Origin of the sequence: Sphingomonas sp. NIBR02145 (assembly GCF_027359115.1) — a bacterium.
GTDB lineage: Bacteria > Pseudomonadota > Alphaproteobacteria > Sphingomonadales > Sphingomonadaceae > Sphingomonas > Sphingomonas kyeonggiensis_A.
Map to the genome: position 1 here is coordinate 64,401 of NZ_CP114791.1, position 20,911 is coordinate 85,311.

The 20,911-nt window shown below is 65.6% G+C and carries 16 protein-coding genes; 9 read left to right on the forward strand and 7 right to left on the reverse strand.

From position 1 onward, the window contains the following. The first annotated feature begins 33 nt into the window (after positions 1–33). Both O3305_RS00290 and O3305_RS00295 read left to right on the forward strand, forming a co-directional pair. The gene (locus O3305_RS00290; RefSeq protein WP_184168023.1) at positions 34–1,068 is read left to right on the forward strand and encodes a LacI family DNA-binding transcriptional regulator; all 1,035 of its coding nucleotides are present in this window, start codon (positions 34–36) and stop codon (positions 1,066–1,068) included. Positions 1,069–1,391: 323 nt separating this feature from the next. Further along, on the forward strand, positions 1,392–4,718 hold the full coding sequence (locus O3305_RS00295) for a TonB-dependent receptor domain-containing protein (protein WP_269574658.1): 3,327 nt from the start codon (positions 1,392–1,394) through the stop codon (positions 4,716–4,718). A gap of 260 nt (positions 4,719–4,978) precedes the next feature. Here the strand turns inward: O3305_RS00295 and O3305_RS00300 are convergent, their stop codons facing one another. Continuing rightward, a complete protein-coding gene (locus O3305_RS00300; protein WP_269574659.1) occupies positions 4,979–6,868 on the reverse strand; it encodes a potassium transporter Kup in 1,890 nt (629 codons plus the stop codon). 176 nt (positions 6,869–7,044) lie between these two features. Here O3305_RS00300 and O3305_RS00305 point away from each other — a divergent pair, with 176 nt between their 5' ends. The 7 genes from O3305_RS00305 to O3305_RS00335 all read left to right on the forward strand — a co-directional run bounded on the left by O3305_RS00305 (position 7,045) and on the right by O3305_RS00335 (position 15,347). Continuing rightward, positions 7,045–7,350 carry a hypothetical protein gene (locus O3305_RS00305; RefSeq protein WP_184168019.1) on the forward strand — a complete coding sequence of 102 codons (306 nt, stop codon included), beginning with the start codon at positions 7,045–7,047 and terminating at the stop codon, positions 7,348–7,350. Between the two features lie 106 nt (positions 7,351–7,456). Further along, positions 7,457–7,546, forward strand: a complete 90-nt coding sequence (locus O3305_RS00310) for a potassium-transporting ATPase subunit F (protein ID WP_116840353.1) — start codon at positions 7,457–7,459, stop codon at positions 7,544–7,546. A 12-nt stretch (positions 7,547–7,558) separates the two neighbouring features. Next, the gene (gene kdpA, locus O3305_RS00315; protein WP_269574660.1) at positions 7,559–9,262 is read left to right on the forward strand and encodes a potassium-transporting ATPase subunit KdpA; all 1,704 of its coding nucleotides are present in this window, start codon (positions 7,559–7,561) and stop codon (positions 9,260–9,262) included. Positions 9,263–9,273: 11 nt separating this feature from the next. Then, positions 9,274–11,286 (forward strand): potassium-transporting ATPase subunit KdpB, encoded by a 2,013-nt coding sequence (gene kdpB / locus O3305_RS00320; RefSeq protein WP_269574661.1) that lies wholly within the window; start codon positions 9,274–9,276, stop codon positions 11,284–11,286. Positions 11,287–11,416: 130 nt separating this feature from the next. After that, complete coding sequence (gene kdpC, locus O3305_RS00325; RefSeq protein ID WP_269574662.1) at positions 11,417–12,016, forward strand: potassium-transporting ATPase subunit KdpC; 600 nt, start codon at positions 11,417–11,419, stop codon at positions 12,014–12,016. Then, on the forward strand, positions 12,013–14,667 hold the full coding sequence (locus O3305_RS00330; RefSeq protein ID WP_269574663.1) for a DUF4118 domain-containing protein: 2,655 nt from the start codon (positions 12,013–12,015) through the stop codon (positions 14,665–14,667). The genes kdpC and O3305_RS00330 overlap by 4 nt, the downstream gene beginning before the upstream one ends. Further along, positions 14,664–15,347, forward strand: coding sequence for a response regulator (locus tag O3305_RS00335; protein ID WP_269574664.1), 684 nt, complete (start codon positions 14,664–14,666; stop codon positions 15,345–15,347). Before O3305_RS00330 ends, O3305_RS00335 begins: the two co-directional genes overlap by 4 nt. A 50-nt stretch (positions 15,348–15,397) precedes the next feature. Here O3305_RS00335 and O3305_RS00340 read toward each other — a convergent pair whose 3' ends face one another. From O3305_RS00340 to O3305_RS00365, 6 genes are all read right to left on the reverse strand, one after another. After that, complete coding sequence (locus tag O3305_RS00340) at positions 15,398–15,790, reverse strand: hypothetical protein (protein ID WP_269574665.1); 393 nt, start codon at positions 15,788–15,790, stop codon at positions 15,398–15,400. Between the two features lie 12 nt (positions 15,791–15,802). Beyond that, entirely contained in the window at positions 15,803–16,816 is a 1,014-nt protein-coding gene (locus O3305_RS00345; RefSeq protein ID WP_269574666.1) for a hypothetical protein, read from the reverse strand. After that, a complete protein-coding gene (locus O3305_RS00350) occupies positions 16,813–18,285 on the reverse strand; it encodes a hypothetical protein (protein WP_269574667.1) in 1,473 nt (490 codons plus the stop codon). The genes O3305_RS00345 and O3305_RS00350 overlap by 4 nt, the downstream gene beginning before the upstream one ends. Positions 18,286–18,319: 34 nt before the next feature. Then, positions 18,320–18,709, reverse strand: coding sequence for a hypothetical protein (locus tag O3305_RS00355; RefSeq protein WP_269574668.1), 390 nt, complete (start codon positions 18,707–18,709; stop codon positions 18,320–18,322). 164 nt (positions 18,710–18,873) lie between these two features. Continuing rightward, entirely contained in the window at positions 18,874–20,292 is a 1,419-nt protein-coding gene (locus tag O3305_RS00360) for a hypothetical protein (protein ID WP_269574669.1), read from the reverse strand. After that, on the reverse strand, positions 20,289–20,666 hold the full coding sequence (locus O3305_RS00365; protein ID WP_184168005.1) for a hypothetical protein: 378 nt from the start codon (positions 20,664–20,666) through the stop codon (positions 20,289–20,291). Before O3305_RS00365 ends, O3305_RS00360 begins: the two co-directional genes overlap by 4 nt. Between the last annotated feature and the right edge of the window lie 245 nt (positions 20,667–20,911).

Consider the following 20,911-nt stretch of genomic DNA (forward strand, 5'->3'; position numbering starts at 1 on the left):
TCGCTTTGTCCCGCGAGCCATTATGCTCGGCCGATGGAGAGAACCGGAAAGCCCACCATCAACGACGTCGCGCGTATTGCGGGCGTCTCGAAGAAGACCGTCAGCCGGGTGATCAACCGCTCGCCGTTGCTCAACGGCGACACCCGTGCCCGGGTCGAGCAGGTGATCAGCGAGCTGGGTTATGTCCCCAATGTCCAGGCGCGCGCGCTGGCCTTGCGGCGCAACTTCCTGATCGGGCTGATCCACGACAATCCCAACGCCCAGATGGTGATGAACGTGCAGGCCGGCATGCTCGAGGCGATGCGCGATACCGAGTTCGAGCTGATCGTCCGCCCGATCGATCGCGGCAGCTCGACGATGCTCGAGGATGTGCGCAACTTCCTCGAGCGCCAGCGGCTCTACGGCGTGATGTTCCTGCCGCCGGTCTCGGAGAACGAGATGGTGGCCGAGCTCTGCCGCGAGCTGGGCATCCGCTATGTCCGCATGGGCTCGGCGACGCTGGATTCCTCCGAGCATATGGTCGCCTCGAACGACTGCGACGTGGTGACCGAGGCAGTGAACCACCTGATCGCGCTCGGCCATCGCCGCATTGGCCTGATCGCCGGGCCGCACGGCTTCCGCTCCGCCCGGGAACGGCGCAAGGGCTTCGAGAACGCGCTCGAGGTGGCCGGGATCAAGCTGCCGCGCAGCCTGATCGCGGACGGCAACTATACGTTCGAGACCGGGCTGGCGGCGGCCGACCGGCTGCTCGACCTGTCGCCGCGACCGACCGCGATCTTCGCCTCGAACGACGAGATGGCGGCCGCGACGCTGCATGCCGCGCGCCGGCGGGGGATGAGCGTGCCCGAGGACCTGTCGATCATCGGCTTCGACGATACCGCGATCGCCTCGCATATCTGGCCGCCGATGACGACGGTGCACTGGCCGATCATCTCGATGGCGCGCTCGGCTGCGCTCAAGCTGCTCGCGGACTTTTTCGGCGGGGACGACAATGCCGTCGAGGAGCCTTCGCTCTTCCCCTCGACGCTGATCCACCGCGCTTCGGTGGCGCCGCCGCGCGAGGGCTGAGCCTGCGCTGCACAGCAGCATTTCCCCGATGTTGCTGAAATGCCGCAATCCCGGAATTGTGACATTTAGTTCAATGACACCGGTTGACATCGGTGGCCGGGCGCGAGATTGATAGCGTGAACAAGCGTGACTGATACGCTTGCGCCCAAGTGGACACGAAGATCTGCATGCGGGGCGTGGGAGGGGGCAAGTCGCGACATGGCTGGAACTTGCGGGGCGACTCATGTCGTTTTCCGCGATGCTGCGTCGCACCCTGATTCCATGCTTCCCAATGGGCGCATCGACCAGTGCTTGTCGATGAAAAGACCTTTGGGGGAGGAATTATGCTTTCTACCGCTGACACCCTGGTTGCACGCCGTTCGGCGCTGCGCGGCACGACTGCGCTCGGCGCGCTCGGCCTTGCGCTGCTGATGGCGGCGCCGGCCTGGGCACAGACCACCGAAGCCACCACGGCGGTGGCCGCGACCACGCAGGACGATCCGCAGGCGCGGCCGCAGGACCAGACCGAGAGCGGCGATGCGATCGTTGTCACCGGTTTCCGCGCCTCGCTGGCCAATTCGGTCAACATCAAGCGCAACTCGAACCAGATCGTCGACGCGATCACCGCCGAGGACATCGCCGACTTCCCCGACGCGAACCTGGCGGAATCGATCCAGCGCCTGCCGGGCGTCTCGATCGACCGCGACAATGGCGAAGGCCGCACGATCACCGTGCGCGGCCTGGGCGGCGACTTCCAGGCGGTGCGCCTGAACGGCGCCGATGCCCAGAACATCGCGGGCGGCAACCAGTCCGACGCCGGCGCGAACCGCTCGCGCGGCTTCGACTTCAACACCTTCGCCTCGGAACTGTTCGGCGGCATCAAGGTGACCAAGTCGACCGCGGCGGAGAATGACGAAGGCTCGCTGGGCGCGATCATCGACCTGACCACCGGCCGGCCGCTCTCGTACAAGAAGAACCGCTTCGCCGTGGGCGCCGAGGCCGAGTATCGCGAGAACGGCAAGAGCTGGAACCCGCGCTTCACCGGCCTCGCCTCGGTGCGCGTGACCGACAATTTCGGCATCCTGGTCTCGGGCGCGTACCAGAAGCAGGACCAGCAGATCGACGCCTATCGCCGCAATATCGGCGTGTTCGAATACACCTACCGCAACTCGCAGATCGCCGGCATCACGCCGAACGTCTTCGGCTTCGCCCGCCCGAGCAACCAGGGCACCGGCGCGACCTTCGGCTCGGACCCGACCGCCTCTGCCGCGGTCACCCCGACGACGATCATCCCGGGCCTGCCCTCGGTCGGCCGCCAGTATCTCGACTATGAGCGCATCGGCGCCACCGCGACGATGCAGTGGAAGCCGGGCCCGGGCACCGAGATCACGCTCGACGGCGTCTTCTCGCGCTACGACCAGAACAGCAACAACACCGGCATCACGCCGATCGGCCTGAACCGCAACGGCACCAATGCCCGCGTCGTCGGCACCGGCACCGCCGGCCTGCGCGCCGTCGGCACCGCCAATGGCTATGCCGACCGCGTCGCGCTCTATGCGAACTGCGTGCCGAGCGCGATCATCGACTGCAACGGCGACCAGGCGGGCAACGGCGTCGGCCAGACGCCGCTGACGGGCTATTTCAACAGCCTCAACCCGAACAACCTCAACCCGTTCGACTATTACAACAATCCGGCCTCGCCCGGCTATGTCGCGACCGCGAACCAGACCGGCTATTACAACGAGCTGCTCGGCCGCCCGAACACCAAGATCCGCGAAGCGCATGTCAATGGCGCCGGCCAGGCCGACTATATGGTGCTCGACGATGTCGACTGGCGCAGCTTCGCCGACACCCAGTATGGCCGCACCGACTTCAAGCAGGTGACGCTGAACGTCCACCAGGAGTTCGCGCCGGGCTTCTATGCCGATGCGACCGGCGGCTGGTCCAAGTCCGAATTCCGCGCATATGGCCTGCTCGCCGAGTTCAACGCGATCGACAAGGACGGCTATACCTTCGACGCGCGCGGCGACGGCAAGATGCCGGTGTTCAACCCGGGCTTCGACGTTGCGAACCCGAACAACTGGACGCTGGTGAAGGGTCTTTCGACGATCCGCTACTTCACCAACAGCGTGGACAACGAGTTCAAGGTGGCGCGGGTCAACTTCACCTATGAAGCGCTGCCCGAGATGTCGATCCGCTTCGGCGGCACGGCCAAGGAGTTCGCCTATGTCGGCGACCAGGGCCGCCGCAACCAGTCGATCGAGGCGATCAACCCGACGCTGGCGGAATCCAAGCTCAGCATCACCGATCTTGGCCAGACCATCGGCTTCGGCAAGGGGCTGACCGTGTCGCAGGGCACGCCGACCAGCTATTATGCGCCGGATATCAACAAGTTCATCAATCAGTTCGGCATCAACTGCAACTGCGTGAACAAGTGGGGCGATTTCCGCGCGGTGGTCGACGGGCGTCAGCGCTCGGGCGTGACCGAGACCGACGTCTCGGGCTTCTTCCAGGTCGATTATAACGTGAACCTGCTCGGCCGTCCGCTGCGCGGCAATGTCGGCCTGCGCGTTGCCAATACCCGGGTCTCGGGCTCGGGCAATGTCGGCGGCGCCGATGGCGTCGCCGGCCTCGCGGTGACCGCCAAGAACGAATATTGGGACTGGCTGCCCTCGATGAACGCGAACTGGGAAGTTGCCGACAACTTCCTGATCCGCTTCGCCGCTTCCAAGGTGATGTCGCGCCCGCAGCTCGCGAGCCTGACGCCGGGCACCACGGCCTTCACCACCAGCCTGAACGCGAACGGCACGGCGCCGTCGCTGACGGTGGGCAACCCCTATCTCAACCCGTTCCGCGCGACGAACCTCGACCTGAGCTTCGAAAAGTATTTCGCGCACAACGGGCTGCTCGCGGTCAACCTGTTCAAGAAGAAGATCGATACCTTCCCGCAGCAGATCGCGCTCGAGGCCCCGCTATCGGCGGTGTTCGAGCCCGATGTCTACCAGCAGGTGCTGACCTTCATCACCAACCCGGCGCTGCTGAACTACACCACCAGCGGCGGTACCTGGGCGGTGCGCCAATACCAGGACGCGCCGGGCGGCGACATCAAGGGCATCGAAGTCAATCTGCAGACCGACTTCTTCTTCCTGCCGGGCTTCCTGAAGCATTTCGGCGTGACCGCGAACTACACGCACATCGAATCCAGCCTCAGCTACCTGACCGGCACCGTGCTCAACACCAGCCAGACGGTGTCGGGCACCGCGGTGAACAGCTATGCCGAAGGGCCGTTCCTCAACACCTCGCCGGACTCGTTCAACGCGACGCTCTACTATGAGGACAGCAAGTTCTCGGCGCGCGTCTCGGGCGCCTATCGCACCCGCTATGTGAACCGTTTCCCTCTGGCGACCGGCACCTGCTCGGTGGGCACCACCACCGTCGGCGGCGGCCCCTGCAACTCGCCGGTGTTCGCGGACTTCGGCTATAACGAGGACCAGCTGAACATCGACTTCGCGGTCTCCTACGCGGTCACGAAGTTCGCCAAGCTGTCGCTCGAGGGCCGCAACATGACCAACGAGCCGCAGTACCGCACCATGTACGCCGCGAGCCCGGTGACCCAGACCTATGCCAGCACCGGCCGGATCATCACGGCGGGCCTGCGCATGATCTTCTGATCTTCGGGGGGAGGGAGTGGAGCGGCGCCCAGGCGTCGCTCCAGTCTTCCCCGGCATGTTTCCCTGACTTCCTGGCCGGCGCCACGCCTCCGTGCGCCGGCTGTTTTGTGTCCGGTGGGGAAGCTTTGGCCCGACCATCTGGACCGTCACCCTGAACTTGTTTCAGGGTCCAACTCTCCATCGGCGATATCCTCTGGAAGAAGGTTGGATGCTGAAACGAGTTCAGCAGGACGAACTGTTGAATATTGGCCCGGGGCCTTTCAGATCTCCACCTGGCTGCCCAGCTCGACGACGCGGTTGGTCGGCAGCTTGAAGAACTCCATCGCACTTTCGGCGTTGCGGACCATCCAGGCGAACAGCTTCTCGCGCCAGATCGCCATGCCGGGCCGCGACGAGGCGATCAGCGTCTGGCGGGCGAGGAAATAGCTGGTCTCCATCGCCTTGAACTTCGCGCCCGCGGCATCGCCGAGCGCGTGCAGCGCCAGGGGAATGTCGATCTCGTCCATGAAGCCATAGTGGAGGATCGTACGGTAGAAGCCCTGGCCCAGTGGCTTCACTTCCGCGCGCTGTTCGGGCGCGACATGCGGCACCTGCTCGATCGCGACGGTGAGGATGATCACGCGCTCGTGCAGCACCTTGTTATGCTTGAGGTTGTGGAGCAGCGCCGGCGGGATGTCGTCGGTGCTGGCGAGGAACACCGCGGTGCCGCCCACGCGCTGGACCGAATGGCCGGCGGACTGGATGAAGATCTCGATCGGCATCGCACCTTCGTGCAGCCGCGCGCGGACCAGCTTGCGGCCGGTCGCCCAGGTGGTGAGCAGGATGAAGACGATCGCGGCGACGAGCAGCGGGAACCAGCCGCCATCGGGGATCTTGGTGACGTTAGAGGCGAAGTAGAGCCCGTCGATCAGCAGGAAGCCACCGGTGACCAGGCCGGCCAGCACCGGCGGCCATTTCCACACGGCGAAGGTCAGCACGCCGAGCATGCAGGCGGTGATGAACATCGTGCCCGTCACCGCGATGCCATAGGCGGCGGCGAGGTTGCTCGAGCTGCGGAAGCCGAGGACGAGCAGGATCACCATGATCAGCAGCAGCCAGTTGGCGAGCGGCACATAGATCTGCCCCGCCGCCTTCGCGCTGGTGTGGAGGATGCGCAGGCGGGGCAGGAAGCCGAGCTGGACCGCCTGCTGGGTGACCGAGAAGGCGCCCGAGATCACCGCCTGGCTGGCGATCACCGTTGCCGCGGTCGCGAGGATGACGAGGGGGAGGCGGGCCCATTCGGGCGCCAGCAGGAAGAACGGGTTCTCTACCGAGGCCGGGCTGCTCAGCAGCAGCGCCGACTGGCCGAGATAGTTGAGCATCAGGCAGGGGAAGGCGATGTAGAGCCAGGAGACCATGATCGCCTTGCGCCCGAAATGGCCCATGTCTGCATAGAGCGCTTCGGCGCCGGTCACCGCCAGCACCACCGATCCCAGCGCCAGGAAGGCGAGCAGCGGATCGAGCGTGAAGAAATGGAGCGCGTACCAGGGATTGAGCGCCCAGAGGATGTCGGGGCTCTTGGCGATGCCGACCACGCCGAGCACCGCGATCACGATGAAGTAGAAGATCATCACCGGGCCGAACAACCGGCCCACCCGCGCGGTGCCGTGCGACTGGATGGCGAACAGGCCGATCAGGATGACGATGCTGATCGGCAGCACGAGCTGGGACAGCGAACCCTGGACCGTGGCGAGGCCCTCGACCGCGGAGAGCACCGAGACCGCAGGTGTGATGATCGCATCGCCATAGAAGAGCGCGGTGGCGATCACGCCGAGCGCGACGATCCAGGGCGTCCAGCGGGTTTCGCCCAGCTTGCGCTGGATGAGGGCCAGCAGCGCCAGGCTGCCGCCTTCGCCCTTGTTGTCGGCGCGCAGGATGATGAAGACGTACTTGACGGTGACCACCAGCATCATCGTCCAGAAGACCAGCGACAGCACCCCGAAGATATGCGCGCGATCCACCGCCAGCGGATGGTGGCCGATGAAGCTTTCCTTGAGCGAATAGAGCGGCGAGGTGCCGATATCGCCGAACACGACCCCGATCGCACCCACTGCGAGCGTGCCGAGCCGATCCTGATGGCCGTGCTGATCGGCCGCTTGTGTCGCTTCCAAGGCGAATCTTTCGTTTGCCGGCACCGCCCTCGGCGCCGTCGAACCCGCCTAGTATCCAGAGGTTCCGGCCTCAGCCAACGATTTTATGGAATCTTTATGGTGGGTTCCAACTTCCCCGTGGAACCTTAACTCCCCCCGAGACCACATCGCGAGCCGACCAATGTGGGAGTCTCACCGTGTGGGTGTTGTTGCGTCGGATGGAACAAGGCGAGGGCGGCTGGCCTGCGCAGCTTTGGCTGCGCTTCGGCGGCGTATTGCTGCTCGGCGCCTGCGCGCTTGCGGTTTGGACGCTCGTCGTTTCGATGAATCGTCCACCGCAGCACAACGCCACTCCGGCTGAATTTGGCGAAGCCCTTTCGGGCGTCGTCGCCTGGACGCTCGGTTGGGCGCTGTTGATCGAGGGGCCCGGCCTGTTCCGGCTGATACCGGTGCCGCCCCGCCACATTCGCTTCGACAAGACCCGCTTCGATCGCCGCCAATAGGGAAGAAAACCATGACCGACCTGATCTGGCTGGGGGTGTTGGCAGGGCTGTTCCTGCTCACCCTCGCCTGTGTCCGCCTCTGCGACCAGGCCTGAGGAGAACCACCATGCCGCTACCGCTACTTCTCGCCGGGCTCACTGCGCTGGGCCTGCTCCTTTATCTCGTGGCCGTGCTCGTCCGGCCCGAGCGTTTCTGATCGGAGCCTTCCATGACCGTCCAGGGCTGGATGCTGATCCTCGTCTTCACGCTCATCCTCGTCGCGCTCGCAAAGCCGGTGGGGCTGTGGCTGTTCGCCATTTATGAAGGGCGGCGCACGCCGCTCCACACCGTGCTCGGCCCGGTCGAGCGCGGCTTCTACAAGCTTGCCGGCGTCGATCCCAACGCCGAGCAGAACTGGCGTCGCTATGCGCTGCACATGCTGGCCTTCCAGCTGGTGACTTTGCTCTTCACCTATCTCGTGCTGCGCTTCCAGGACGTGCTGCCGATGAACCCGCGCGGGCTCGCCGGCCTCTCGCCCGACGGCGCGATGAACGTGGCGATCAGCTTCACCACCAACACCAACTGGCAATGGTATGCAGGCGAGGGTGCGCTCTCGAACCTCAGCCAGATGCTGGGGCTGACCATCCACAACTTCCTGTCGGCGGCCACCGGTATCGCCATCGCCTTCGCGCTGTTCCGCGGCTTCGCCCGCAAGCAGGCCTCGGGCATCGGCAATTTCTGGGCCGACATGACCCGCGTGACGCTCTACGTCCTGCTGCCGATCTGCGTGGCCTATGCGATCTACCTGATCGCCAGCGGCGTGCCGCAGACCTTCGGCACGATCGTCGATGCGACCACGCTCGAGGGCGCCAAGCAGTCGATCGTGCTCGGGCCGGTCGCTTCGCAGGAAGCGATCAAGATGCTCGGCACCAATGGCGGCGGCTTCTTCAACGCCAACTCGGCGCATCCGTTCGAGAACCCGAGCGCGCTGACCAACTTCATCCAGATGCTGTCGATCTTCGTCCTCGGCGTCGGCCTCACCTACACCTTCGGCAAGGCGGTGGGTAACACCCGCCAGGGCTGGGCGATCCTCGCCGCGATGCTCACCCTGTTCCTGATCGGCGCGGGCGTGACCTATTGGCAGGAAGCCGCCGGTAACCCCGTGCTGCATCACCTGGGCCTGCCGGGCGGCAACATGGAAGGCAAGGAAACCCGCTTCGGCATCGCCGCGAGCGCGCTCTTCGCCACCGTGACCACCGCGGCCTCGTGCGGCGCGGTCAATGCGATGCACGACAGCTTCACCGCGATCGGCGGGCTGGTGCCGCTGTTCAACATGCAGCTCGGCGAAGTCGTGGTCGGTGGCGTCGGCGCGGGCATCTACGGCTTCCTGCTCTTCGCCATCCTCGCGGTGTTCGTCGCGGGCCTGATGGTCGGGCGCACGCCGGAATATGTCGGCAAGAAGATCGAGAGCCGCGAAGTGAAGTTCGCCGTCCTCGCCATCGCGGTGCTGCCGCTGATGATCCTGGGCGGAACCGCGCTTGCCTCGGTCCTGCCCGCGGGCCTGGCGGGGCCGCTCAACAAGGGGCCGCACGGCTTCAGCGAGATCCTCTACGCCTTCACCTCCGCTGCCGCCAATAACGGCTCGGCATTCGCCGGCATCACTTCGGGCACGCCCTTCTACAACGGGCTGCTGGGCGTCGCGATGTGGGTGGGCCGCTTCTTCATCATCGTGCCCGTGCTCGCCATCGCCGGCAGCCTGGCCGCGAAGAAGGTGCACCCCGAAAGCGCCGGTTCGTTCCCGACAACCGGCCTGCTCTGGATCGGCCTGCTCGTCGGCATCATCCTGGTGCTGGGCGGCCTGACGTTCCTCCCCAGCCTCGCGCTCGGTCCCATCGCCGATCATCTCGCGATGATCCATGGCCAGCTCTTCTGAGGTCCAATTCCATGACGACCGCAACCATGTTCACGCCGTCCCTGATCGGCCCTGCCATCGGCGACGCGTTCAAGAAGCTTGATCCACGCCAGCTGGTGAAGAACCCCGTGCTCTTCACCACCGCCGTGGTGGCGCTGCTGCTCACCATGCTGCTGTTCATCGGCGGCACCAGCCTGACGCTGGGCTTCCAGATCCAGCTGATCGTCTGGCTCTGGCTCACCGTGTTGTTCGGCACCTTTGCCGAGGCGCTGGCGGAGGGCAGGGGGCGTGCCCAGGCCGCCTCGCTGCGCGCCACCAAGTCCGAGCTCACCGCGAAGCTCCCGAACGGCAAGACCGTTCCCGCCTCGCAGCTCAAGAAGGGCGACATCGTCCTCGTCCATACCGGTGACCTGATCCCGGCGGACGGCGAGGTGATCGAAGGCGTCGCCTCGGTCAACGAAAGCGCGATCACCGGCGAAAGCGCGCCGGTGATCCGCGAGGCGGGCGGCGATCGCTCGGCCGTGACCGCCGGTACCCGGGTGATCTCGGACCAGATCAAGGTCCGCGTCACCCAGGAGCCGGGCCAGGGCTTCCTCGATCGCATGATCGCGCTGGTCGAAGGCGCCGAGCGCCAGAAGACCCCGAACGAGATCGCGCTGACGATCCTGCTCGTTGGCCTGACGATCATCTTCCTGATCGCCGTCTCGACCATCCCGGGCTTCGCGTCCTACGCTGGTGGCCAGGTGCCGGTGGCGATCCTGGCGGCGCTGCTGATCACGCTGATCCCGACCACGATCGCGGCCCTGCTCTCGGCGATCGGCATCGCCGGCATGGACCGTCTCGTCCGCTTCAACGTGCTCGCCAAGTCGGGCCGCGCGGTGGAAGCGGCCGGCGACATCGACGTGCTGCTGCTCGACAAGACCGGCACGATCACCATCGGTGACCGTGCGGCCAGCGAGTTCCGCCCGCTGGGCGGCATCTCGACCGACGAGCTGGCACGGGCTGCCTTGCTCGCCAGCCTTGCCGACGAGACGCCCGAAGGTCGTTCGGTCGTCACGCTCGCCCAGGGCAAGTACGCGGTCGCGACCCAGGCACTACCCGAAGGCGCGGAGATCATTCCGTTCACCGCGCAGACCCGCATCTCGGGTGTTCGCATGGGCGAGAATTTGATCCAGAAGGGCGCGGTCGATGCGATCCTGCGCGCCCATCCGGGGCTGGGCGACACCGCAGTGGCCGGCGACATGCGCCGCGTTTCGGAAGAGATTGCCCGCCAGGGGCAGACCCCGCTCGCGGTGGCCGAGGATGGCCGGCTGCTCGGCGTGATCGCGCTCAAGGACGTGGTGAAGGCCGGCGTGCGCGAGCGGTTCGGCGAGCTGCGCCGGATGGGCATCCGCACGGTGATGATCACCGGCGACAACCCGCTGACCGCTGCGGCGATCGCGGCCGAAGCCGGGGTGGACGACTTCCTCGCGGAAGCCACCCCGGAGGACAAGCTCGCGCTGATCCGCAAGGAGCAGCAGGGCGGGCGCCTGGTCGCGATGTGCGGCGACGGCACCAACGACGCCCCGGCGCTCGCCCAGTCGGACGTCGGCGTGGCGATGAACACCGGCACCCAGGCCGCGCGCGAGGCGGGCAACATGGTCGATCTCGACAGCGATCCGACCAAGCTCATCGAGATCGTCGGCCTCGGCAAGCAGCTGCTGATGACGCGTGGCGCGCTGACCACCTTCTCGGTGGCGAACGATATCGCGAAGTATTTCGCGATCATCCCGGCGATGTTCATCGCGCTCTATCCGTCGCTCGGCGTGCTCAACGTGATGCAGCTCGCGAGCCCGCAAAGCGCGATCCTCTCGGCGATCATCTTCAACGCGCTGATCATCCCGTGCCTCGTTCCGCTGGCGCTGAAGGGCGTGAAGTATCGGCCGATCGGCGCTGGCCCGCTGCTTGCCCGCAACCTGGCGATCTACGGCCTGGGCGGCGTGCTCGCGCCGTTCGTGGGGATCAAGCTGATCGATCTGGTCGTCGCCGGAATGGGACTGGCGTGACCAAAATCGCCCCTCCCCTTCAGGGGAGGGGATGGGGGTGGGGCAGGTGTCTCACCGAGACCTGACCTCGCGGACAGGCCCCACCCCAAACCCCTCCCCTTAAGGGGAGGGGCTTTGAAGGAAGAAACCAATGCTCAAGGATTTCACCACCGCCCTCCGTCCGGCACTTGTCCTGACGCTGCTCTTCGCCGCCCTGCTCGGCATCGCCTATCCGGCGGCGCTCACTGGCATCGGCCAGGTCGCCTTCCCGCATCAGGCCAATGGCAGCCTGATCGAGGAGAATGGCCAGATCCGCGGCTCCGAGCTGCTCGGCCAGAACTTCGCCAGCCCCGGCTATTTCCACGGCCGCCTCTCCGCCGCCGGCGCCAATGGCAACGACCCGACCGCTTCTGCCGGCTCGAACCTCGGCCCGGCGTCCCAGGCCCTTTCCGATCGCGTGGCGAAGGACATCGCCGCGACCCGCACCACACCAGGAAACTCGGTTCCCGCCGATCTGGTGACCACCTCCGCCTCGGGGCTCGACCCTGAAATCAGCCCCGAGGCGGCCTTTTACCAGGTCGATCGCGTAGCCAAGGCGCGCGGTTTGAGCGTGGAGAAGGTGCGCGCGATCGTGAACGCCCATGTCGAGCAGCCGCTGCTCGGCTTCCTGGGTGAGCAGCGCGTCAATGTGCTCGCGCTCAATCGCGACCTCGACAAGCGGGTGGCCTCGGGCGCAAAAGCGGCCGAGTGAGCGCAGAAGACAATCGACCCGATCCTGATGCCCTTCTGCGCGCCGCCGCGCAGGAGGGCGTTGGCCGACTGAAGGTGTTCCTCGGCGCGGCGCCAGGGGTCGGCAAGACCTATGAAATGCTCACCGAGGCCGCGGCGCGGCGCAAGGCGGGCGTGGACGTCGTCATCGGGGTGGTCGAGACGCATGGCCGAGCCGAGACCGAGGCTTTGGTCCATGGTCTCGAGATCGTGCCGCGCCGGCCGGTGGAGTATCATGGCCGCAGCATCGCCGAGATGGATATCGACGCGATTCTCGCCCGCGCGCCCGCGTTGGTGCTGGTCGATGAGCTCGCCCACACCAACGCCCCCGGCAGCCGGCACGACAAGCGCTATCAGGATGTTGAAGAGCTGCTCGCGGCGGGGATCGACGTTTTCTCGACGGTCAACATCCAGCACCTCGAAAGCCTGAATGACGTCGTCGCCAGCTTCACCAAGGTGCGGGTGCGCGAGACGGTGCCGGACCGCGTGCTTGAAGCGGCGGACATCGAGATCGTCGATCTGCCGCCCGACGAGCTGATCGAGCGGCTGCGCGAGGGCAAGGTCTATGTGCCTGAGGAAGCGACGCGGGCGCTCGGCCATTTCTTTTCCAAGTCGAACCTCACCGCGCTGCGCGAGCTGGCGCTGCGCCGGGCTGCCCAGGCGGTCGATGCGCAGATGCTCGATTATCTGCGGACCCATGCGCTGGCGGGCACCTGGGCGGCGAGCGAGCGGCTGGTGGTGGCGGTGAGCGAGTTGCCGGGCTCGGCCGAGCTGGTCCGCGCCGCCAAGCGCATCGCCGACGGCCTGCGCGCGCCCTGGACCGCCGTGCATATCGAGACGCCGCGCACCGCCCGGCTGAGCGATGCCGAGAATGCCCAGGTTGCCGCCTCGCTCCATCTCGCCAGCCAGCTGGGCGGGCAGGTGGCGACAGTGCCGGCAGAATCGGTGATCGAGGGGCTCAAGCGCTTCACCACCGAAGCCCGCGCCACCCAGCTGATCGTCGGCAAGTCGGTGCGTTCGCGCTGGTTCGAGCTGCGCCACGGTTCGGTGGTCGACAAGCTGGTGCGCGAGACGCCGGGGATGGCGGTGCACGTGCTTCCAATGGCCGTGGAGGCGCGTGCCGCGACCATGCGGCCCGCGATCGATCTGGGATCGCGCGAGGGCTATGTCGTATCGCTTGGCCTCACCGCGCTGGTGACGCTGGTCGGCGCACTGTTCCCCGAGGGCGCGATCACCAATATCGGCCTGCTCTACCTGCTGCCGGTGATGGTCGCCGCGACGCGCTATGGAGTGTGGCCGGGCGTGATTACGGGGCTGGTCTCGTCGCTCGCCTATAATTTCTTCTTCATCCCGCCGACCCACACCTTCACCATCCAGGACCCGCGCAACATCCTGACCGTGCTGGTGCTGCTCGGCGTCGCGATCGTCTCCAGCCAGCTCGCCGCGCGTGTTCGCGTGCAGGCGGACCTGGCGCGACGCAGCGCCACGCAGAACAGCTCGCTCGCCGGCTTTGCCCGGATGCTTACGGGCTTGAGCACCCGTGAAGAGCTGGGCGCGGTGCTCTGCGCTGAGGTCGCCCGCCTGTTCGGCGCCCATACGGTGCTGCTCCTGCCGGAGAGCGGCCGGCTCGACCTCGCCGCCGCGCACCCTGCCGATCCGGGGCTGGAAACGCTCGAACTGGCTGCAGCGCAATGGGCCTATGACCAGAATCAGCCCGCGGGCCGCGGCTCGGACACGCTCACGGCCTCCGAATGGCTGTTCAACCCGCTGGCCACCGGCGACCGTGTCCTCGGCGTGTTCGGTCTCGCCAATCCCGATGCGACGGCACCGCTCCGCTCGGACCAGCTGCCGCTGCTGCTCAGCCTGATCGACCAGGCCGCGCTGGCGCTGGAGCGCGTCTCGCTGGAGACCGAGATGGCGACGATCACCCAGCTCAAGGAACGCGACCGGCTGCGCGCCGCCTTGCTCTCCTCGGTAAGCCACGACCTGCGCACCCCGCTCACCACGATCCTCGGCATGCTCGGCGAGATGCAGCCGGCGAGCGACCTGCAGGGCGAGCAGCTCTCCGCTGCCCGGTCCGAGGCGGAGCGGCTCAACCGCTTCGTCGCCAATCTGCTCGACATGGTCCGGATCGAGGCGGGTGCGCTCCACCAGTCGATCGAGCCGGTCGACCTCGCCGAGGCGGCGGCGGCGGCGGTGCATGACCTGCGCCGCGTGCTGGAGGATCATCCGATCCGGCTCGACGTGCCCCCAGAGCTGCCGTTCGTCTCGGTCGATCCGCAGCTGTTCCACCACTGTCTGATCAACCTGATCGAGAATGCCGGCAAATATGGCGACCCCGGCTCGCCGATCCTGATCGCCGCGCGCCGCCAGCCGGGCAGCATGACCCTGAGCGTCACCGATGAAGGTCCCGGCCTGCCGCCGGGCGACGAGGCGCGGATCTTCGAGACCTTCACCCGGATCGAGGGCTCGGACCGCAAGGGTGGCACGGGCCTGGGCCTTGCCATCGTCAAGGGCTTTGCCGAGGCGATGGGCCTGTCCGTCTATGCGGCCAACCGCACCGATCGCGACGGCGCGGTGTTCACGATCCGCTTTCCCGAAACCCTGTTGCGCAAAGGAAGCGCCGGCGAATGAGCCAGCAGCCCAAGATCCTCGTGGTGGACGACGAGCCCGCCATCCGCCGCCTGCTGAGCGCCGGGCTCACCCGCGTCGGTTACCGCGTGGTCGAGGCCGGCAGCGCGCGCGATGCGCTGACCGCGGTGCAGATCGACAAGCCCGAGGCGGTGCTGCTCGACCTCGGCTTGCCCGATCGCGACGGGCTGGAGCTGGTGCCGTTGCTCAAGGCGGCGGGCGCGTCGGTACTGGTTGTCTCGGCGCGCGATGCGACCGAGCAGAAGGTCACCGCGCTCGATCTCGGCGCGGATGACTATGTCACCAAGCCCTTCGATACCGAGGAAGTGCTGGCCCGCATCCGCACCGCGCTGCGCCACCGCCTCTCCGCCGAGGCCGAGATGCCGGTGGTCCGCTTCGGCACGGTCGAGGTCGATCTCGGCGCCCGGCTGGTCCGCAAGGCCGGGGAGGAGGTGCACCTTACGCCGAAGGAATTCGGCTTCCTCGCCGAACTGGCCAAGCATCCCGGCCGGGTGGTGACGCACAGCCAGCTTCTCCGCACCGTCTGGGGGCCGGGGCACGAGAATGACGTGGAGTATCTGCGGGTTGCCGCGCGGGGCGTGCGCCGCAAGCTGGAGGAGGATCCGGCGGTGCCTTCGGCGATCCGCAACGAGCCTGGGGTGGGCTATCGCCTGATGGCGTGAGCGGTGCTGCGTGCGAGGACCAGATCGGCGAGGCACATCGGCACCCGCCGTCAGCCGGTGGTCGGCGTTCCGGTCAGTTGACGGAAGACGGTTTCTGCGCTGCCTGACAGCACAAGTTCCAGGCGTTGCAGGAACGCGAATGGCAGATATTCGCGCAGCAGATGGAGTATCAGCCCGAAGACGAGCAGGATCGCGAGGATGCGCAGAACCGCTCTGACGACCCTGGGCGCGCCATCCACCAATTGTTCGAGATCATATTGGAGCTGGACAGGCGCCATGCCGCGCTCACGCTGCCAGGTGATCACATAATAGCTGGCGTGGAGATAGCCTCGCCTGGCCAGCCCAATGCCCAGCCATAGCGCACCGCCCAAGGCCGCGCACAGAAGGAGGAACCCCAAGGGGAAGTCCAGGGCCAGCGCAAGGTCTGCGATCCAGTTGAACAACGGGCCTACCGATCAGCTTGCGGATTTGTCTTCGATCGAGGCGGCGGTGCCTTTCGCCGCCTCGCCGAGCATGAGAATTTCGCCCAGGGATGCCTTGTTGAGCACGCTCTTCAGGAATTCGTCGCGGACGTCCGGTGGGAGGTGGTGGCCCTCCAGATGCCCTTGGGCAAATAGCTCGCGCATGATCGAGAGCTCGTTTCCATACCGTTCGCGCTCCAGGCTCGACAGCTGCTCCAGCAGGTTGCTGAGCATGTTCGGTGTGGTGCGCAACGCTTCGGCGAAGATCCCGCGGACGCCCTTGGACAGCAGGACTTCCTTCTTCTTCCGGAGTTCCTCCTCCACCGCATGCTCGGCATCCTGCGCTGCGATCCGCAATCCGGTCATGCCAATCGTACCGGCGTGCTTTGCCGCCTCGCCTTCCAGGCTCAGCGTCGCGCTCAGGGCGAGCAACGTGATCCCGCGGTCCAGCAGGGGATCGGTGGACAGCAGGTGTGCACACGCCGCGTTGACCTTTTGCTGCGCGATGCTCAGATCGCCGAGCTGAAGCGTGGCATGGCTCTCGCTTGCGGGGGCTGCCTTTTCCGAGTTGTTCACGGCCACGGCCCGGCCTTTCCTGCGGGCCGGCGGCTTGGCGTCCGGGGCGGTCGCCGGCCGTTCGGGCGCCAGCTGGCTCGCCTCGGACAGCTTGGCCAGCACGGTCGAGCGGATTCTCGGCCAGATCAGCCTTGTGCCCCGTTGTGCCGCGACGACGGGGTCTTCGACCCGATACTCAACCGTCAGCTCCGCGATATAATGAAGCCCCGGCGTCCAGGTCGGCAGCTTCATTTTCTCTTCGAAGATCTTGTCTGAAGTGTCGACCTCGACAAAGCTGTATCGAGCTAGCAGCTTCTCGCTGATCGAGAGGCGATAGTCCGTGATCCGTTTGGGCGTTCCCTTGCCGATGGCGATCAGCGCCCAGCCCACCCTGGCTTCCGGCAGCTTCTGGCCGCGATCGACGAGCAGCGAGTCTTCGGAACTCATATTCATGTCCCCCGATCCTGTTGGCCAAGCGTGATCTTCCAGCTTTCGGCAAAATAGCGGATGCGCGCGCGACCATCCTCATCCGTCGCGGCGTTAAGCATCGCGGTGGCGACCATGGCGAAGTCCTCCCGCAGACCGAGTTCGCGCGCGCGCTCCAGCAGGCTTTCGAGAACCGACCGGACAAAGCCTCTGGTGTGGCGGTTCCGAACGCCGCGCTCGAGCCAGGGGGCAACCGCCTCCAGGCCACCTGAATCCCGAAAGGAGCGTCGCAGCAATAGCGGGGCCGTGCTGGCCTGCTCGTCCTTGAGATAGCCCGTCTCCGCGTGGATCGCGTGGGCGAGGTGGACCATCGGAAGGATGCAGACCACCGACTGGCGATCGCCGTTATCCCAGCGTTCCAGCCCCTTTGCCAACTGTTCGGCGATCCGTGCGGCGGTATCCGGGACCAGCGAGGCCCATGCCCAGTAGAAGTCGATCGCGCGCTGGACAGGTTCGAAGAGACGGTGCGGGGCCAGGCTCTCCGCGCGGTGCAGAAGGGCGAGCGCCTCGTCGAGCTCGATCGCGCCCCATGACGAAGCGCAAAGCCGGATTGCCCGGATCCGTTCCTCGTCCGTCGCTCCGGCGCCTGCCCATTCCTGCAACCGGCGAACGATCTGCTCCTTCGATCGCGGTGAGGTCTGCACGGCCACGCCAAGCGCTTCGCCGGTGGCGAGCAGCGACTGCTCCATGGGCTTCCGAACCCAGGGCATCAGGATCGAATCGAACATGCTCGCGAACGCGAAGCTTGCGCAGGCGCCCACGCCCACGCCCAAGGCCAGGGCGGTTCGGGTGTCTCCCTCGCGTGCCAGTTCAGCCATCCATTGCACCAGGCGGCCGCGTATGTCGGTCCGTTCCTCCCAGATATATCGCCGGATCAGATCGTAGCGCTCGGCCTCGGCGAAACGGACCTGTTCCCCGGCGTCTCCGTCCTCGACGATGGCCTGGATCCGGCGCAGCTGGGCCGAGCGCGATTTGCCGAATCCTCCCGCGCCGGCGCGTTGCGCATCGGGAAGAAGGGCCGTCGCGAGCCGGTCGCAGGCATCGAGTATCGCCGTAAAGGACGCTCCCGGCAGGAAGGCGACGGCAATGGTGAGACAGCGCTCCCGCGGCTCGAGATCGGTGTCGAACCAGGTGTCGAGATCCGCTTCCTGCGCGGCGGCCGGGGCGTCCTTTCGATCCGATCGCTGGCCGAGGGTCAGGTCTACGTCCGATGAGCCCAGGACGATCCCCTGCGCGGTACCCGTATTGTAGATGCCACCCTGATTGTGGAAATTGATGATGATCGACGCGCCCTGCGGGAGCGCGCCCTGCCTCTCTGCACCTGACAGGAAGGGCTGGATGGCGTCGATGAGCTGCGCGACATTGTCCGGTTCGCCGCCGCCGCCATGTTTCGCCGCACTCGCCGACATTCCGGCGGGGGCATCGGAATTCTTCATGGATCACCCCCGGCACGCAGCCGATGTCGCGGCTTCAGTTTCCGATCTGAACGGATACGTTGCTGGAGTTGGTGACCACGCCGGTCATGGTGCCCGAATTGCTTACCGCACCGCGATTGTCGATCGTGACCTGGTAGACTCTGAGAAGCGCCTCCAGCTCCGCGGCGTCGACAGGCGCGGCCTCAAGCTGGCGGGTGAGGGCGGTTTCCAGATTCTTGCGAAGGGCGGGATCGTCGGGAGCTGCTTCCAGATGCTCGAGCGCTGCCACGGTATCGCCACTGGCTTTCGTGCGGATCCAGGCGACCAATTGCCCGCCAGTCTCCACTGCCTTCTCGCCCAGTTTTCCCGCGACGCCGCCTGTCACCTGCCCAAGGAAGGGCAATATCACCGCAACCGCGGCTCCCGCCAGCACAACTACATCCATGTGGCCCCCGCTCGTTCAAGCTTGAAGTGCATGATGTTCGCCCGCGGGATGTCATGCAATAGCCGTGCAGCAGGTTGTTCTGGAATGGGGCCAATTCCATGCGTCTGTTCTCAGGGCATTCCCGGAGCAGGCGTTACTATGGCGTGCTGGCGACGAAAGCTGTCCTAGTAGCGGGCAGTGAAGGCCACACTCCATTTCTCCTCGCGGGCAAGCAGGTCTTCCCGCTTGCCTTTCACATAGCTGAGGTCGAGGCCGAAATAATTGTTCGTGTCGAAGCTCAGGGAGAGCACGGACCGGAATTGCGACAGGTCCCGGGGATAGCCCGACAATGCGTGCATATAGGTTTCGGTGACGGTCAGATCGATCGGGAAGCGGAAATTGTCGTGGCTGATCGCGAAACCGAACTGGGTGCCGATACGGCTGAAATCCTGCGCCTGAAGATCGGGCCGATCCCCCTGCTTCGTGAAGGTGCCGTTGTTGAAGCGAATGTCGAAGATCGGGCGATAGGAGAAGAAATATTCCCGGCTGGGGACGATACGCCGATAGGCATTGAGACCGACCGGGAGTCCGAAGATCTCGCTCGCAACCGGCATATAGCGAAGATTGACGCTGGCGATCTGGGCATGGTTGACGTCGTCGAAGAGCAGCTCCGGGCGCATCTCCATGACGTGCATCAGGGACCAGCCGGCTTTGTCGCCGGAGCCGAAACTGGAACTCTGGCGTCCGATCAGGACGGCTCCCAGGCGCCAGTCCTTGGAGGTGACTTTCCGGGCCTGGCCAGTCACGCGCGACAAGTCGTGGTTGATCCCGGCATAGGGGATCAACTCGAGATTGGCATAGGCAGGCGGATGGGGGCGCGGATCGTCGGCGGGTGCCACCGGCGCGCCTTCGATCAAGGGAAAGGCCCATCCCAGCACGCCGACCAGCTTGACGGATTTCTTGCTGGCGATCCCGTCATCGGTGAAACTCACATTCACCTTCTCGGCAGCCTTGAAGTCGGGCTGCCCGCGCAGGAACATCAGGGAATCGGTGTTGCCGCGCAGCTTCAACGGAAGATTGAACTCCGGCGGCGGCGGTGCGCTGCCGGCGATCTCGACCGGCCTTCCCGGCGAACGCTCCACGCATTCCACGACGATTGAAGGGTCGCTGTAGAATTCCCCGATCTTGGCATGTCGCGGATTGGAGAAGCTGCCGCTCTTGTCGCCCAGGATATCCGAAATCTGGAACTGCGCCGCGATCAGCTTGTCGCTGCCGTCGAAGTTGCAGTCGGTGATCGCGTTGCACAGGAGTATGCGGACGGCGAGCGAGGGGCGGGCCGAAGGCGGGGCCGTGGTTCCCGGCGGCAGAGCTGCCGCGAGGGCGGCTTCTTCCGCGGTGGCCTGGGCCTGCGCCCATTGCCCGAATTGCCAGCCGATACCCTTGTCCTTGAGGACGAAGAGCGCGAGCTTCTCGCGGTCCAGCACCTGGCGCTGCGTGACCGGATCCAGGATGCAGACATCCTTGTGCAGCGGATTCGCCGCATAGGCCTGGCTTGCGAGTGCGAGCGAAGCGGCGGCCGATGCCGAAAGCCGGGCGCGCCTCACGGCTTGGCCAGCTTGAAGATGCGAACCTGGAAGGCCGACAAGGTCTCCTTGATCGCCGCGGCGACCGGAATGGCATTGGGATCGAAGCTGTATTGGCTCGTGGCACTCAGTGCCTGGGCCACCTCCACGAAATAGAGTGGAAGCGTGTTCACGTCCTTGCGATAGGTCGTGCCGAGCACGCCGGCAGGATTATGCGGTGAAGGGCCAAAGCCATTTTCGAGTGGCAGGTTTGTCGCTCTCCGCACGGCTTCCAGCTTCTCGAAATAGTCGAAGCCCACCTTGGCCAGCATGATATTGGCCTTGTGCGTTTCGCCGCCATGCGCGCGCTCGAGCTTCTTCAGCGCACGCCGGTTCGATATGTGGATCCCGGCCATGATGGTCCCCCCTTTCGGAGAACGAGGCGATGGGCTGACGTCTCCCCGGCGTCACGCGATCCTCGTCCTCCCGCCATGGTAATCGAGTGTATAGTTTCGGTCGAGTCGATCTGCGTGTAATAATTGATCCGATTCTGTGGTTATTCAATTTGCAATGGATGATTTATTTTCGGATCGCCGTGTTAGTCATGTGAGGATTTGAGGATATATTATTAGTTTGTTTCATTTTTAAGGGAGCTGTTGTG